Origin of the sequence: Terrimonas rubra, assembly GCF_042686025.1 — a bacterium.
Taxonomy (GTDB): Bacteria; Bacteroidota; Bacteroidia; order Chitinophagales; family Chitinophagaceae; genus Terrimonas; species Terrimonas rubra.
In genome coordinates this window covers 975814-991668 of record NZ_JBHUOZ010000001.1, presented here as the reverse complement: position 1 = coordinate 991668, position 15855 = coordinate 975814, and the positions used below count along the sequence as shown (strand labels likewise).

The following is a 15855-nucleotide window of genomic DNA, read 5'->3' as shown; positions in this document are numbered from 1 at the left end:
CGAAAAGAAATTTCATAAATCAGGTTCGAAGAGGTGCAAATTTAATTACCTGGTGATTACAATATTTGATGAACGTGTTTCTTCATAAAATGAACTGAACATTTTCTACTTCTGTTCATAGCGGACGTTAGTGTAATTGACAACCAAATGGTGAAATAAAAGCCGGTATCAGGCTATATCCTATTATAACTTCAATCGCTACCAGGAAGCCTCATCTTCCAGCATAAAATGACGGAAGATCTCTTTTGTCAATAATGCACAGTTTTGGGTATACTCCTTTAACCTGCAGGCAATAGTTTTCAGGCATACAGGCAAGGCTCCCGGAGACTCGTATACCAGGTCCAGTCGGATACACAAACTGTCTTCCCGGTTATCATTACCCTGTAAGGATGCGAAGGTTTCCATTGCAAAAGATTCGTCACGGCCAAGCAAATACCTTCCAATTTCAATAGTGCCTTCCCGCGTTTTTATATGGACAAGAATAAAGTACATCTCCCTAACCTTTCATGAATGATTTATTTCCGGTATAAAAAAGCCAGTTGATCTCTGTGCTTTACCTGGCAAAAGTTGGTAACACCTAGATGATGACATAGGGGTTATTGCCATAAGGATCATTGTCGTCCCGGTTAAAAAATTGCCGGATCATTTTGCGGCATTGTTCCCAAGTTGTAACGATTGGTTTCACAAGTTCTTTCCACATAACTAACAAGTTTTACATTAAAAAATAAATACGCTTTTTTACCTTGAACAATAGGTAAAGACACGCTCTATGAATTAAATTACCTGATAGTGTAGCTATCATTTTCACTGCCACAAGAGCTGTGCCAGTCCAGGAGGCAATAAAACCGGGAAAGATATTTTGTCAGTTTTATGAAAAAAAATCAGGACCGGGCTTTCATTTTAACATGTTTTTTAGCCGGTTACATTTGAGTATACCCATATTGGTTCAAACTGATCTTGTGACTTTCAGGAAACAAAAGAACGGGTATGTGTTTTTTACGAACGGCGATCAGGGTGGAATATTTGACTATGTCTTTTTCTTCATCAATAAGAAGTATAGGGCGCAACAGCAATATAGCCGTCCGTATTCACTATGCCGCCTGAAATGTACGGGTTTGTCAATTGATATAATATTTGTATATTAACATTGATTTAAACACTAATGATATGCTTAAAAGTATGCTATTCTTTGCGGTGGCTTTTGGTTTTGCGGCCTGTAATAACCAGCAAACAAAAGAACCCTCCGAAACTGCACAACCTGCGAATGCTGTTGAAAGTACTGCTACGGCTGAAGAGCTTTTAAATAAAGAATGGAAGCTGGTGAAGCTGAATGGCTCAGGCATTGCGTTAGATACTTCTTTTCCAAACTATCCGCATCTTAAATTTACCAACCTGGTCAGCACGGGTGGTAACCTGGGATGTAACGGGTTTGGCGCAAATGTTCATATCAGCGCAGCAGACAGTATTAAGATATCTGAAATCATTTCTACACAAATGGCTTGTCCTAACCTTGACATAGAAACGCAGTTTATGAAAGCCCTGGGTAATGCAAGAACCTACAAAATAACGGGTGATACGCTGGCATTAAATGATGATAAAAGAGAAACGATCGCCCTGTTTAAGAAACAATAGGTACCAGGACCACCATTGTTCATTAGTGTAAGAGAACTACTTTGTAACCCGCTTAATTACTGCAAAGAGTTTTTGCCTGACTGCAACATATCAGGTTGGGCGGTTGCATGCAAATACTTGTGAAGCCCCATGTCTCTGTTATTTTGTGCCACACTTTATGCCGGGAAAATTGTCTTTTACCTTTTTAATTTGTACAAATAAATAGGCTGCTGTTTTTTAAATACAAGAAAAACGGGCTGATTTTTACGTATTTTCCTGCCGTTCTGTATAGGCGGGTTTTACATCTAATTAATATGTCAGTAAATGAAGGCGTTACTTGATAAAATATCGAAGATTGAACATGGGTTCAACCATATAATTGAAGCAGGGCAGGTTATTCTACAGGATGATCGTATTGATCATTTTGAACTTGCACAGCGTTTTATTGAAAGCACCCAACCTTACCAGGTGAGGATGCTGGGAACTTATTTATTGGGTGAGCTGGCGGTGATAAATAAAAAGGCCTTGGAACTGCTTGAAAAAACGGTTTCACAAGATGAAAACTGGAGGGTTCAGGAAATGCTGGCAAAAGCGTTTGATGCTTATTGTAAAAACAAGGGGTATGAAAAGTCGCTGGTAAAAATCAAGTTCTGGATAAAGCATAAGAACAGCAATATTGCCAGGGCAGTAACGGAAGGGCTGCGGATATGGACGAGCCGAGATTTTTTCAGAGAAAACCCTAAAACAGCTATTGAATTGATCAGTTCCAATAAACGGACAGAAAGCTTATACTTAAGGAAGTCCATTGGCAATGCGTTAAGGGATATTAAAAAAAAGTTTCCCGAAGAGATCAGGGAAGAAATTTCCACATGGGACAAGCAGGATAAGAAGATTGAATTTATCTTGAAATTGATCAACAAATAGTCATCATGACTCCCGCTCAAAAAAGAGCAGAACATTATCCTGTACGAAATTTCTTTTCGATCTTGTGATGCTTTACGGTATAATTATGATGTAAATGAACAGTGGTGTTAAGGAGTCAAAATAAAGGAGTTAGTGCTCCGGACATAACAGATAATTCTTTAATTTTATTACACAAGTTTTTGGAACTAACCCCAAATATTTTATGGAACAGCCCACCTGGAGCCTTCACTACAACACCCTTTCAAAGCAAACACTCACTCCTGCCGCCACTCTTGCCTTTGCGCTTGAACAGTTTGGTAAAGAACAAATTGCTCCCGGGCAAAAAAGAGCGATTGATCTTGGTTTTGGAAACGGAATTGATAGTATTGCCCTGCTGGCCAATGGCTGGCAACTAACAGCTATTGATAAAGAGCATGCCGCTGGGGAAAAGCTGAAACAGTTGGTTGCTCCTGGTGATGCCATCAATTTAAATATTATCCATCAACCATTTGAAGAAGTTGAGCTCGAACCTGCGATGTTGATCAATGCCTCATTTTCTCTTCCATTTTGTTCTCCTGCGCATTTTGGAAGGCTTTGGAAAAAAATACTCGACGCATTACAACCCGGATCACGTTTTGCAGGCCATTTTTTCGGAACAGAAGATTCCTGGGCTATAAGAAAAGATATGACTTTTCACACGCAGGCAGAGCTGCAAGAATTATTTGCCCGCTTTTCTATTGAACAAATGGAAGAAACGAAAAGAGAGGGTAAAACTATTGGAGGAGCCATCAAGCACTGGCATGTTTTTCATGTAGTAGCGAAGTACCATGAGTACGATCAGCATGTATAAAAAATTCTCAATCACTAATGTATAGTATACGCCTGCATGACCATAGAGTTGGGGTAAAAGCAGCACAAGCGGCAGGAATAAAACAAGCTCACGCCCACCTGCCAGCCAGGCAGACCATGTTGCATTACCTGTTGCCTGCAGGTAAACAATACTTACCGAAGATACCGGGGCCATCAACAGTATGATCAATACCATCCTGAAATAAAACAGCCCTCCTGCGTTGAGTGTAATACCAGGTACCAGTAAGCTGAGTACTTCCCTGGGAAAAATAAAGGAAGGCAGTGCTATGACCAGCATTAGTACGATACAGCCAGTGAGGAAAACCGCTACTGCAGCCCTGCTCCGTTTTTGTTGTCCTGCCCCGTAATTAATGCCTACTACAGGTTGCAGGGATTGAAGGATGCCAAAAACGGGAATGACCGAGAAAGTAAATAAACGATAGACAGCAGAAAATAAAGCAACCTGGGTATCTGTACCATATCGTGTAACCGCCTTAAATAAAAACAGTTGCCTGATAAAACTACTTAACTGCATTAACATAGCCGAAACTCCAACGGCTAAAATATCCCTGAATATCTGTTTTTTCCAAATTTGTAAACCGAGCCGGATCTTGACTACACTTTTCCCGGACTGGAAATACCGGGTAGTTAGCAGGCAATAGAAAAACATAGACAATACCGTTGCCCATGCGGAACCCTGTACACCCATTTTAAGCCAGACAATAAATACAGGGTTCAGCAGCACATTGATCAAAACGCCGCTAATGCTGATAAACATGGCTCTTTTTATTTGACCTTCTGCACGAATAAGGCCGGAGCTAACCAATCCGAAAATGCTAAAAAAACACCCCGCTTGCGAGATGGTATAATACTCAACGCCGTGGTGTAGCACCCGCCCCGTCGCTCCTGTTATGCCAATAACTTCTTCAGCAAAAAAAATACCGGGTACCATCAGCAGAACTGACACTGCAATACAAAGCAGCAATATATGTGCAAACACGCTATCCTGCGTAGCGGTATCTTCACTTCCAATGCTCCGGCTTAAGAGCGAATTGGCCCCGGCAGCAACAAGGTTGAGTAAAGCCGTATTTAATACCGTAAGCGGGATGGTCATGGAAACCCCTGCCAGTGCTTCAGCGCCAACAAAACGGCCAACGTATAATGCATCCACAAAGGAGTTCACTGCAATGACCAGCATGCCCACAATACCGGGCAATGACAGGCGGACCATTAAACGCCAAAGATCATCCTGTAATATCATTTGTCTTTTACCGGACATAAAAAGAGGTTAACTGCTTTTATAAACGTTCCTGTTCCTCAATAGTGCTTGCTTTTTTATTCAACAGTTTACCGCCTATATGATAACGGATAGAAAACGCTACCCTTCTGGAGTCTGAACGATCGTTGTATCGATAATCCGAAATATCTGTCTGCGATGTGGCTTTATACCGGTTGGTCCGCAGTAAATCACTGCCGGTTAACTGAAGTACCAGCTTGTTTTTTAAAAACGATCTTTTCAGGCCGATATCCATATAAAAAAAATCAGCTGATTTATAGATGCCCATAAGTTCGCCGGAATATAAAGAGGACGATACTTGTAGCTGCAGGTCATAAGGTAATCGCACCTGTTGCTGCAACTGAATGTTTCCGGCCCATAAAGAAAGCTGTTTGAACCCTGCAATGATGGATATAGGGTAGGTAGTATAGTTTACGCCTGAGCTCAGCTGTAAGTCCCAGAACGATGTAACAGAAAAGGGGAGTGAGATATCCAGGTCAAGGCGTTTAGCGTTTTTGAAGTTAGCGGTTTGACTTTTTATGGAACCACTGGAAGGGTCTACAACTAATTGCCTGCCCAGGTAATTATCACGTAATCCATAAGTGGCGGTGAGTATGTATTTATTTCGAAGTGTATAGGCGCTTGAAACCAGCCATGCCATTTCCGGTTGCAGTTCCGGGTTACCGGAGTAATAAAAATATTGGTCGTTGTACCAACGCACCGGGTTCAGGTCGCTATACGAAGGCCGGTTAATTCTCCTGCTCAGGGAGAGGTTGATCTTGTTTTTTTCATTTATAACATGATCGATAGACAGGCTGGGGAATAGCCTGGTATAATTCCAGGTATTGTTCAAATCCTGTTTTACCGTATATCCCCTGGCATAAGTGTTTTCAAGACGCAGGCCGGCTTCTACTGAGGTCTGGTTAAACTTCCGCGACACCGAAGCATAAGCTGCGAATATCTTTTCTTCATATTTGAAATGATTGGACATGGATTCAGCCTCTGTAAAATCACCGGCAAGTAAGGAATCAAACCGGTATTCATTATCATTAGCAGTGATCGCATATTTTACACCGGCTTTTACAGAGAAATTTGAGTAGGGTAGTTCGAGGTCGGTCTTTATAGATCTAATCGTGATAAAACCCGGCTGGTGCTGCCTCAGCACATGGGTAGTACCGTTTGCACCGGACCCGCCATTTGATGTATTACTGGTCATTGTTCCGTCCGAAAGATTCCTGTAACTGATGTAGTGAGCTTCTGTGGTTAGTTTTTTGCCTGAAGTATCAATATCAAATTTATAACTGAAATTGGCCGCATCGTAATGATAAGGTTCTATGATGTTATTTTGTGTCTGAATATTTGAATGCAGTGTTCCATTAGGGTAAAACATTTGGAGGTTGGAAGATTTATAGGCCTTAAAATCATCAAAATACCCGTTGTAATGAAAGCTGAACAAATGACGCCTGCCTGCCTGCCAGTCTGCACCAGCACGGTAAGTATAGTATTTAATTTTGTAAATGTTTTCTGCATCCCTCTTTATTTCAAGCCTTTCACCATTTTGTACAACGGTATTGCCGCTTTTACCGGTCATTGACCGGTGCGGGGTATTATAGTCCAGGGAGCCGTATAAACTCCACTTTTTGGTGTTTAAACTGGCAGTAATATTTTCATTCACCATCCAGTACCGTCCTTTGGTAACACTCGAACGAAGATCTACTCCATACCCCAGTGTATTTCTTTTCTTCGTTACGATATTGATAATACCCGCATTTCCCGCTGCATCAAACTCTGCTGAAGGAGCGGCTAACAGCTCTATCTTACTCAGGTTTTCAGCACTCATGCCCTGTAACAGGTTCGTCAATTGCTTGCCGGAGAGGTAGGTCATTTTTCCATCAATCATTACATTAATGCCGGCAGATCCGCGGAGCAATATATTATCATCCTGGCCGATAGTAATACCGGGAAGTTTTTTCAGTGCGTCAAAAGCAGAGGCCCCGGAAGTTAAGGCGCTGTTCTGCAGGTTTAAAATCACCTTGCCTTTATTTATTTCGATGAGTTGCTTTTTTGCTTTAACGGTAACCTCTCCAAGGGTATCGGTTTTTACCCTGGTAAGTGTATCCTGTGCTGTCAGCATTGTTACCGGCACTATTACCGCTTGCAATAAAAGAATGCTGCGTAAGTATATAATTGTATTTTTCATGACCACTTTTTTTTGATTTTCCTGTTACTGATTAAAAAAATGAAGGCCGCCGATAGCAATAGTTCCAGGCCGGTGATAATACCGGTTGCAGCAACACCAACCGGCTGGTAAATAAAAAGGGGCAGCTTTTCATAATCACGCCTGGTTAATTGTCTCTCAAAAAATAGCGGTGGAAAATAGACATCGTGCAATGCCTGGTGCAGCGTTTTTGCCTGCCATATAAAATGGTGATTGGATTGTGCATCATTTGCCGCAAGGTGAGCGAACATACCGTCCACACCGGCAGCAGGGTTCAGCAATACGGAAGCGTTGGTTACCTGCTGACGCCGTTCGATACCTGCGAAATAATCCTGCACGGCATTTTTATTACTGTCGTCCATCAATTCGTGATAGGACATATAGGTGGCAAACCCAAAACCGGGGCTTTGAGGTTGCAGCGTTGTATTCCTGTATTGGGGGTGAAGTTCTCCCAGCCGGGCAATAGTTTGTTTTGCAAAGGCAGTATCATCAAACCGGGAACCCTGCGGTCGCCTGGACATCCGGCTTATAAGCGTGTTATCGACCGGGATCGCTTTTTCAGCAACAGTGGTCACGAGTGTAGGAACAATAAAACAAATTGATATCCACGAAATTCCTCCCAAAAGGGCTGCGCTGCTGGTGTTTTTAGCATACGCATTGATACCATAGACCACCGATAGCCAGAAAACAAGATAAATACCTGCCATTAGCAGGAAAAGGAAATCATTGAGCGTTGGAGCCTGTTTAAAACACCAGTAATTCAATGCCAGGCCAATAAAGAATAAGAAAACAACCATTGCTCCGGTGATGAGCCCGGTGAACAGGCATTTTGATAATACCCATTGCCTGGCGCTTATTCCCTGGCCGTTAATAAGCTTCCAGTTACCATTATCAGATTCGGCCGACAAGGTATTAAAACACAATACCACAATCAGTAGCGGAAGCAGGTAAATGATCCAGAAGCTGGTATCAAAATGTCCCGCCAGGGACCGCAATGGATTAGCTATTTCCCCTTGTTTAAAAAGCTGCATAAAGAAGCTTTCATTTTTTATGGTATAGTAATAGGGGAATATATCGGCCTGCCCGATATTGAAAATGGCCGTACTTACAGGAGGCTTATAAACCGGTAAAACAATGTTCCAGTTACTGGATATGATGCCGGTGGCTTTTTTATAAGCAGCAAGCCCTTCCGGTTTTGTGGTGTCGGTATCAAAGCCCGATTGTAAGGTTCGCAAGGCCTGGAGTTTTTCATTCCTGAAAGACTCAATTGTTCGGAGCTGTTTATATTTAAAAGCGGCCCCCTGGTAAAGCCCGTATAAACCCGCTAATAAAAAAATTATTAATAGCAGTATGTTGATCCTTTGCTTTTTAAAAAGCCAGCGCTGCAAATGGAGCGTAATTCCTGTATGGTGATCGTGCGGTTTCATTTTTTTTATTTAGCGGTAACTGAAGGCATTTCCTCTTTTGTACAGTAGTATTATTAAAACCAGTAACCAACATATTAATCCAACATTGTCAGGAACTATATGCGGGAAGGACCAGGCAAGCGGATGGTTTTTTATCTCCACATCCCCGATGGAGTGGTATTTATCTTTACTTACTTTATAGGAATTAAAGCTGCCATAAGCCGAGTTATCACGCATATCGTTATTCAGTTCCTGCACAAAATCGCGCCGGTACTGTTCTGCCTGCTCCTGAAAATCAATTTCAGTTTCCAGGCTCGCGTTTGATGTTGCCATAGATATATTACGCAGCGCTACAAACGGGCTCCCCAGGCCAAGCAATGACTGTAGTTGCTTTTGCTTTTTTAAACTGAGAAAAACCTCTCCCCAAAACTTATCATATACCTTACTGCTATATTCCTCTCCCTGCTGCATGATATACCCTTCAAAATTGAAAGGCAATTGTTCTACGCTGTCTACTTTATATTTTGACAATAGTTCCTGCTCGATCTGTTTAGCCCTTTCGCTTTGTGTATTGTGTCCATCAAGTCCTTTTTCGATCGCATCAGCAATCTGTCGCCTGAATTGGTAGTTGGTAGTAAGGGGAAATACATTTTCTGCAACATTTGCCACGATACGCGGCAGGAGAATATTGGTAAACATCCAGCACAGCAATAACACCGCAATAGCACCACCAGCGTGCTTAATCTTTGAAGAAACATATACACCCAGCAAACTCCAGATGAGGCAATAAGCACTGTACACCAACCATAGATAAAAGAGACTACCCGGGATAAGGTCTGTGCTCAGCAGCCATGCGGCAGCAATTGCTGTTATGAGTAAATAGACGGTTATAAAGATTTCAAAAACCAGGAATACGGCGAATGTTTTTGCAAACAGCAGCTGCCTGAATGATATACCCTGTGAAAGCAGCAAAGGCAAAGTCCCTTTTTCTTGTTCTCCGTTGATGCTACCGAACGACAAAACAATGATCAATAAGGAAACTAATAACTGGCATACCAGTGCCGGGCTTAACCAGCCGAAACGTAAGCCTGTGTCGCTTTCCTGTCCTTTGCTGAAGAGGAGATCGTTTTGGCGGTGAGGCTCCATGTAGACAGATGTGCCTGTATATATACTCAGCCCCGGATCAAAGCAATGTAACAGGGAAGGTTTTTTATAGGCATAATTGCCAAAATGGGCTGCAATATGCGGGTGCTTCAGTTCCTGCGACAACCATTCTTCACGTGATTTTTGTTGTGCTTCCTTCCTGGTAGTCTGCAACTGGCTTTGAAAATCCAACTGATGCCATAGGGCAATGGCACTGATAAGCAGCAAAAAACAGATCAGCCATTTTAAACGTTTATCCCTGCTGTATTGCAGCCATTCATTTTTAATTATTCGCTGTATCATTATTGAAGGTTTCTTTTTTGCAGGGATAAATGCTTAGTTAATTTTAGTAAAACCATTACACTGACCGGTCAGGTCAAATTCTTTAGTTACGGCTCCTCCGCTGATCTTATAGGAATAAACAGCATTGCTGCCTGCCGCCGACACATTGAAATAAATTTTCTCATTATCCCATTTGGTCATAAAGGTGGAGCCGCCAAAAAAGGCGGGTATGGCAGTAGAGATATTGCCCGAAGATGTTTTGGCCGACAGGTTAATTTTATAGAATGACCCTGCAGCGCTGCCGTCAAACGGGTAAGCCGAGGCATCCGAATACCTTACGGTAAATACATTATTATTATCAAAGTAGAACAGGCCCAGGCAATGCCCACCTGTAACGGCATCCAGGTCGAAGAAATAAGATGGGTCAAATTCGGTAGTACCCTTTTTGATTTTTAATATGCCGCTTGGTTTACCATTGTTTGCATAGCCATTAACATAAATGTCTCCGCTTGCGTCTTTAACCAGGCAGCTTGGACTAAAAGAAGCGGTAGTGCCACCATTCCACATCATATTAGTACGGCTGTCCTTAATTAATTTTTCTACGGTAGAAGTGCTTTTGTTGATTACTGCTACAAAAACAGCATCCTCCAGGTTTTTAAAAGATGCATTCTGGTAATTAACACCCATGAACAGGTAGCCGTCCCGTTCTACAAGACCCAGGTAATAAATTTCGGTCGCGCCTGTTAACTGCAGACTGCTCAGGTCAATATAACCCAGTATCTCCATGGTAGAGGGATTAAATTTGACCATTTTGGGGATCCCTCCAAAGCCGTTGGAGGCGGCATAAGCCTCTGTAGTACTCAAAAACTCGACAGCTCCAAAAGTCCTCAGGCCTGGTACGGAAATGCTTCCGGCTTGTTTGGGTTTACCGTTTTCATCGAAACCGTATTTACGTAAAGTTGCCGGTGCACCAAAAGTGGCAATATAGATCTCATTGCCGTATTTAAACATCTGGCCGGAACTGCTCAGTTCGAGTGCGCCTGTTGCAGAAACATTGCCCGAAGGAAACTGTTCCGTACCAAAAACATAAGTAGTTTGGTTTGGATAGGTACCCCCTGTAATGGAAAGAGCATAATTGGTTTTTTTAGCAGATGACCCGGATGGGCTATCTTTTTTACAGGAGTATATAAGAAGACAAATAGAAAACAGCGATAACAGTACTTTGCGTTTCATGTTCATTTTTTATTTTTTTGTGTTTGATAGAATCTTATTTTAAAACTGAATGATCTCCCGGGAAGCTGCACTTTAAAGTTGTCATAGGTACGGGTATCGGTTAAATTGGTAGTTTCAAACGCAAGGGACAGGCCTTCATACCAGGAATAGGAAATGCCGGCTCCGTGCAATAGTTGAGTCGGAAGTTTGTTCTTCAGGTTGCGGTCTCCGTCTTCGGCCCAGTACAGGAAATACTCATGTGTATAATTGCCATTGTACCACACCTGAAGGCTATTGCCATCCTTAAAAATATTCCGTGCCGTATAAATCAGGCTACCATTCGCGAACAGGTAGGGAACATTCGGCATCCGGCTGTTTTTATATCGCCCGTTATCTATAGGCCGGTTGCTGATATTGGATCGGTTACGCAGGTCCTGGTAAGTAAAATTCCCGTTCACCGTAATATTTTTCCATAAGCGATATTTTACACTTCCCTCCAGGCCAATGACACGTACATTCAGCAGGTTGTCATACCGGCTGAAAAACTGGGAAGGGGGTAAGTAGATCAGGTTTTTCACATCACGGTAAAAACCGGATAACTCTGTTTCCTGTCTGCCGGTATTATACATGGCCGTGAGGTTGATATTTTCACTTCTTTCCGCATCTATATTGGGATTAGGGGTTACATAAGTAAAATCACCGAAAGCTTCTTCCGGTTCAGGCAACCTCGCCGCATGTTCGTAAGAAAGTTTCAGTAAAAGCCTTTCATTATATTGATATCCCAACCCCGCATTCCAGGCTAACCGGGTAAGTGTTTTTTTAGTTGTTTTCCGGTTAAGGTCAACGAGCTCAAACCCTTTTACCGAGGTAAAATAGTTTTTAATGGATGCCAGGTACCGCCATCTTGTTTCTTTAAAACTTCCTTCCAATCCTATTCCCGATACGTTTTTCAACATCTGCGATGGTGTGCGGTAATAGTCAATGCCACCATAAAATTTTTGCGCAACAGGGTCTCTGCCGGTACGACGGTACCATTGGAAGGTATTGCTGAAAACAAGTTTGGCCTGGCCGTTTAGTTTATAAACTGCGGTGAGTTTACTATTGGCAACATCTGTATAAGTATATAACTCATGTCCGGAGCTGCTTAATTCTCCCCCGCTGAGTTTACGTTGTGGCTGACCATTCAGATCACGAGCTACTTCACCATTCCAAAGGAAAGAGTAGCGGGACGTATCCATCAGCAAACTTTTTACCCGGTTATAAGAAAACATCGCCGTTATACCGGTCTTAGGTAACAGGTTGTCCTTTTGATAGCGGAGGATGGCAGTTTGCAGTCTTTCATTACGATAAACGTGACCGTAAGGCTGCAACATCATCAAACTATGTTGTAACTGATCGTAGGTACCTGTCTGTAAAAGCGTAAGGGACAATTGGTCAGCAAAAGGTTTTCCGGTATAACCTACCTGCACCTGCACATTGTAATTTTTAAAAAGATCATGGAACAGGGGAACGTTCATGGTATCTGCCTGGCCATTTGGTTTTATAACCTCTGCCTGCACCCGGTATTCGTTAGCGGCGTAATTGAAGTTGGCCTGTAAGGAGGTAAATAAATGAGTGTTGATATATTTCTTTCCCAGTATATTCAGTTTGTGGGTATTAAAGGAAGCAATCGAGTAAGATGCGTTGATATAATCTTCCCGCTCTTTCCTGGTAACAATGTTAATAGCAGCGCCAAGCGCATCTGATCCCAGTTCCACGGGCAGTACACCTTTATAAACTTCCAGTCTTTCAATCTGCTCAACCGGATAAATATTCAGCGTTTGTGTTTCTCCCAGGTTGTCCTGGGGTAAGCCGTCAATAAAAAACTTAACCTGTTTACCGGAGCTGCCATTGATAAAAAAATCATTGCCTGAACCAAAGCCGCCGTTTTGTTTGATTTTGATCCCGGATGCCTGTCTCAGCAGATCAATACCGGAGATATTACTGTTATAATAGGGCGCCGCATTAATGAGGGCAATATTAAAAGGTTGTTGCCTGAGGGCCTTTACACTAATATTACCTTTAACTGTAACTGCATTTAATACACGGGTACTGTCAAGGCGGATACTGTCGGTTTGGGCGAAGCCTCCGTAAGCGGACACAAGAATAAGTAGTAAGAAAAGAAGCGACTTCATGTAGTAGACCAGGTTAAATAGTTTCCAGGTATAGCTTTTGTAATTCGTTTGCGGTTATATCGGCAGTTTTAAGCGTATGCATCAGCATCCCGTTTTTCATGATGCCAATATGTGTGCCCACGGCAACAGCATTAAAAATGTCATGTGTTGCCATGAGTATTGTTTTTCCTTTTGATCCCAACTGTTTTACAATTGTTGTGAACTCCTGGGTTGCCTTGGGATCCAGCCCGCTCGTAGGCTCATCCATAAAGATTACTGCCGCATCTTTTGCCAGTGCTATGGCAATTGCTACTTTCTGTCGCATGCCTTTGGAATAAGTCACTAATTTTTTGCGGTGCGCTTCCGGCTGCAATCCCGCATGCTGTAAGAATTGCGCTAAGGCTTCAGGGGAATAATCAAATCCGGCAAGCCTGCTGAAGAAATGAAGGTTTTCAACCCCTGTCAGGTTGCCGTATAATTGCACTACTTCGGGTATATAGGCAAGATGTTTTTTAAGGGTATTATCACCTGGCCTGACTTCTATATCATTGATAAAGGCTTTTCCCGCGCTTGCCTCAATAAAGCCAAGAAAAATATTGATGGTTGTGGTTTTGCCGGCCCCGTTCTGGCCCAGCAGGCAGAATATATCACCTGCTTTGAGCCGCAGATTTAACTGATTAAGCGCCGTATGGCTATTATACTGCTTAGTGAGGTCAATGGCTACCAGCCGGTCCGGTAAGGATGTAATCATTTTTCTGTTTTTATTTCTATAATTAATCGGTTATCGACCATTTCCTGGTAAACCGGTACGTTGCCTGCTGCAGATAACTCTTCCCGGGTAGCAAAACCATCGGCTCTTTCCCATATTGATTTTCCAGCCCCTTCAAGGGTATAAGCAGTTTCGTCAGGCAGTAATACATGAATGGTGTCATCTTTAGGCAGGCAAAGGCCTTGTTGGTTGCGAATACAGCGAACAGACAATGGATGTTGAAGAGGGAGCGTAATCCTTTCTTCATTGTAGAGTAAAAATGAATTATCCGGGAAAGCGGATACCGGGATCATTTCCTTTGGCTGCATTTCAAACACGGTTATATTTTCCGGCAGTAATTTTTCGCCAGGTTGATAGGAAACAATTTTAACCGGTGCAGGCTCCGGAGAGTGGTTGATGATTTTATGCTCATCAACCGTAATTTTTTCAACAAAAAAGAAATCGTCCGGTGCCGTGTTGGAGTATTTAATATTGCCGTTATTATGCACTTCGGAAATTAATTTATACTTACCCGGGGCCGCATATTCAGGAAGGGTGTACGTGAAATAATAATGCCGGCCGGCCTGGATATTCTGCAGTATTTGTACCAGCTGTTCTCTTTTATGATGGGTACTTAAATAATCGGCCAGTACTAACAGCGGGGTATTTTTATTCAGGTAAAAAAGTTTTTTAGCATCCGGAACCAGCTGTGGCCGGATGGCAGGGAAGCCCAGTACATGCTGCTCAAACAGGATGGTGGTTATTCCGTCCGGGGACTGTACACCGATCCGCACATAGGGAAGCACGTGAGCATCCGTAATGTGTACGGTATTGAAATTCCAGTGTATGGTTACAGTGGAACCGGGGATCGTTCTTTTAGGGAAGATGCTCATACTTTCCTTAACCGTTTGATGTTTTCTTTACTATATATTTCAGGATAGGTGGTAAACCATTTGATGACCGTCTCTTCCCCCAGCTGATCGTAGATGAGGCTGATTATCGGTTCTAATTTTTGCAAATAAGCCGTGCGGGCATTTTCAGGGTCTTGAAGGTTCCGGGCTTTTTGTTCCTCTTTTTCTTTTTTGGATGCAGGCAGGTGATGAAAGTACCTGTTAAAATACCTGTCGCAGAAGGCATGGTACTCTTTAGTAAAAAGAATGAAGTTGTGCCACATTTCATCCAGGATCAGCAGGTCGTCGGGAATAAAAACGCCATCCGCCTGGCATACAAAGAGGAACTTTTTGGTCTCCTGGAAAATGTCGGTGGCCTCAGCCTCGGTAACATCAAACAGGTCGGTAAACCGGGAAATGATATCTTCATTATGATAGGATAGCAGGTCCTTTAGCTGATCAGGATTCAGTGTTATCGTTTCGGTATTCATGTTATAAGTGTTACTTTTTTAAAAAAAGGGAGCGGCTGATAGCTGCTCCCCTAATGCTCGCTTACAGCGTAGCTTTGCAGTGACCGCAATTACTGCAATGTGTGCCGCCAACAGCTTTAGAAGCAAGAATGGCCGCAATCAGGGCTGCTTTGTTTGAATTTTGCATGGTTAAAATATTTAGAAATGAACGCCTACTCTTTCGGGGATTTTCGGCATACTCCCGTTATTGCAACAACATTGTTACGATCTGTAAACAGAAAGATCAGAAGTAGTGTGTAGTGTATGGGTAGCAGGAGTCTGAACGCTTATGCCGGGCACGATGAATCAAAACCTGCCTGACAGGTGATAACAGGTGCAGGACGTAACCTGTCCATTTCAGTCATTTAACGATAACCCCTGGTTTAAGAGGCGGATCATCTGACATGAAACTAACACCGGCATCCACCCTGAACTCCGGATGCGATAAGAAATGACAGGCTGCCGCTAAAGCATGCGTACATACAACAGATACCAATAAACTAACAGGAGAAAGGAGGACCCCGCAGTGAAATAGTGCTTAAAGGGGTAAAAGCGTAATTGAAAACCTTGCCGTTATTAAATGGCAAAAAGTTAAATGAGGGTAATATCGTAATGACCGCATGAACGTTATCGGCGTCATGGGTAAAATGGTATT

General features: G+C 42.6%; 12 protein-coding genes. 2 read left to right on the top strand and 10 right to left on the bottom strand.

The window, feature by feature from the left end:
* Positions 1 to 198 precede the first annotated feature (198 nt).
* Positions 199 to 405: a hypothetical protein gene (locus ACFS6H_RS04270; protein WP_386095558.1), complete on the bottom strand. Its 207-nt coding sequence runs from the start codon at positions 403 to 405 to the stop codon at positions 199 to 201.
* A 762-nt stretch (positions 406 to 1167) separates the two neighbouring features.
* Between ACFS6H_RS04270 and ACFS6H_RS04265 the strand changes: the two genes are divergently transcribed.
* Entirely contained in the window at positions 1168 to 1632 is a 465-nt protein-coding gene (locus ACFS6H_RS04265) for an META domain-containing protein (RefSeq protein ID WP_386095557.1), read from the top strand.
* Between the two features lie 303 nt (positions 1633 to 1935).
* Complete coding sequence (locus ACFS6H_RS04260; RefSeq protein ID WP_386095555.1) at positions 1936 to 2535, top strand: DNA alkylation repair protein; 600 nt, start codon at positions 1936 to 1938, stop codon at positions 2533 to 2535.
* A 697-nt stretch (positions 2536 to 3232) separates the two neighbouring features.
* Here the strand turns inward: ACFS6H_RS04260 and ACFS6H_RS04255 are convergent.
* Genes ACFS6H_RS04255 through ACFS6H_RS04215 form a run of 9 tightly spaced genes read right to left on the bottom strand, consistent with a single transcriptional unit; the run spans position 3233 to position 15182 of the window.
* Entirely contained in the window at positions 3233 to 4642 is a 1410-nt protein-coding gene (locus ACFS6H_RS04255) for an MATE family efflux transporter (protein ID WP_386095553.1), read from the bottom strand.
* A 19-nt stretch (positions 4643 to 4661) separates the two neighbouring features.
* Positions 4662 to 6839, bottom strand: a complete 2178-nt coding sequence (locus tag ACFS6H_RS04250; RefSeq protein ID WP_386095551.1) for an outer membrane beta-barrel protein — start codon at positions 6837 to 6839, stop codon at positions 4662 to 4664.
* Positions 6836 to 8284: a DUF3526 domain-containing protein gene (locus tag ACFS6H_RS04245; protein ID WP_386095549.1), complete on the bottom strand. Its 1449-nt coding sequence runs from the start codon at positions 8282 to 8284 to the stop codon at positions 6836 to 6838. Before ACFS6H_RS04245 ends, ACFS6H_RS04250 begins: the two co-directional genes overlap by 4 nt.
* 9 nt (positions 8285 to 8293) lie before the next feature.
* A complete protein-coding gene (locus ACFS6H_RS04240) occupies positions 8294 to 9709 on the bottom strand; it encodes a DUF3526 domain-containing protein (protein WP_386095547.1) in 1416 nt (471 codons plus the stop codon).
* Positions 9710 to 9742: 33 nt separating this feature from the next.
* Complete coding sequence (locus ACFS6H_RS04235) at positions 9743 to 10921, bottom strand: DUF4374 domain-containing protein (protein WP_386095545.1); 1179 nt, start codon at positions 10919 to 10921, stop codon at positions 9743 to 9745.
* A gap of 2 nt (positions 10922 to 10923) precedes the next feature.
* Entirely contained in the window at positions 10924 to 13074 is a 2151-nt protein-coding gene (locus ACFS6H_RS04230; RefSeq protein WP_386095543.1) for a TonB-dependent receptor, read from the bottom strand.
* Positions 13075 to 13087: 13 nt separating this feature from the next.
* The gene (locus tag ACFS6H_RS04225) at positions 13088 to 13804 is read right to left on the bottom strand and encodes an ABC transporter ATP-binding protein (protein WP_386095541.1); all 717 of its coding nucleotides are present in this window, start codon (positions 13802 to 13804) and stop codon (positions 13088 to 13090) included.
* Positions 13801 to 14694 carry a hypothetical protein gene (locus tag ACFS6H_RS04220; RefSeq protein WP_386095539.1) on the bottom strand — a complete coding sequence of 298 codons (894 nt, stop codon included), beginning with the start codon at positions 14692 to 14694 and terminating at the stop codon, positions 13801 to 13803. Before ACFS6H_RS04220 ends, ACFS6H_RS04225 begins: the two co-directional genes overlap by 4 nt.
* Positions 14691 to 15182, bottom strand: coding sequence for a hypothetical protein (locus tag ACFS6H_RS04215; protein ID WP_386095537.1), 492 nt, complete (start codon positions 15180 to 15182; stop codon positions 14691 to 14693). The genes ACFS6H_RS04220 and ACFS6H_RS04215 overlap by 4 nt, the downstream gene beginning before the upstream one ends.
* Positions 15183 to 15855 lie beyond the last annotated feature (673 nt).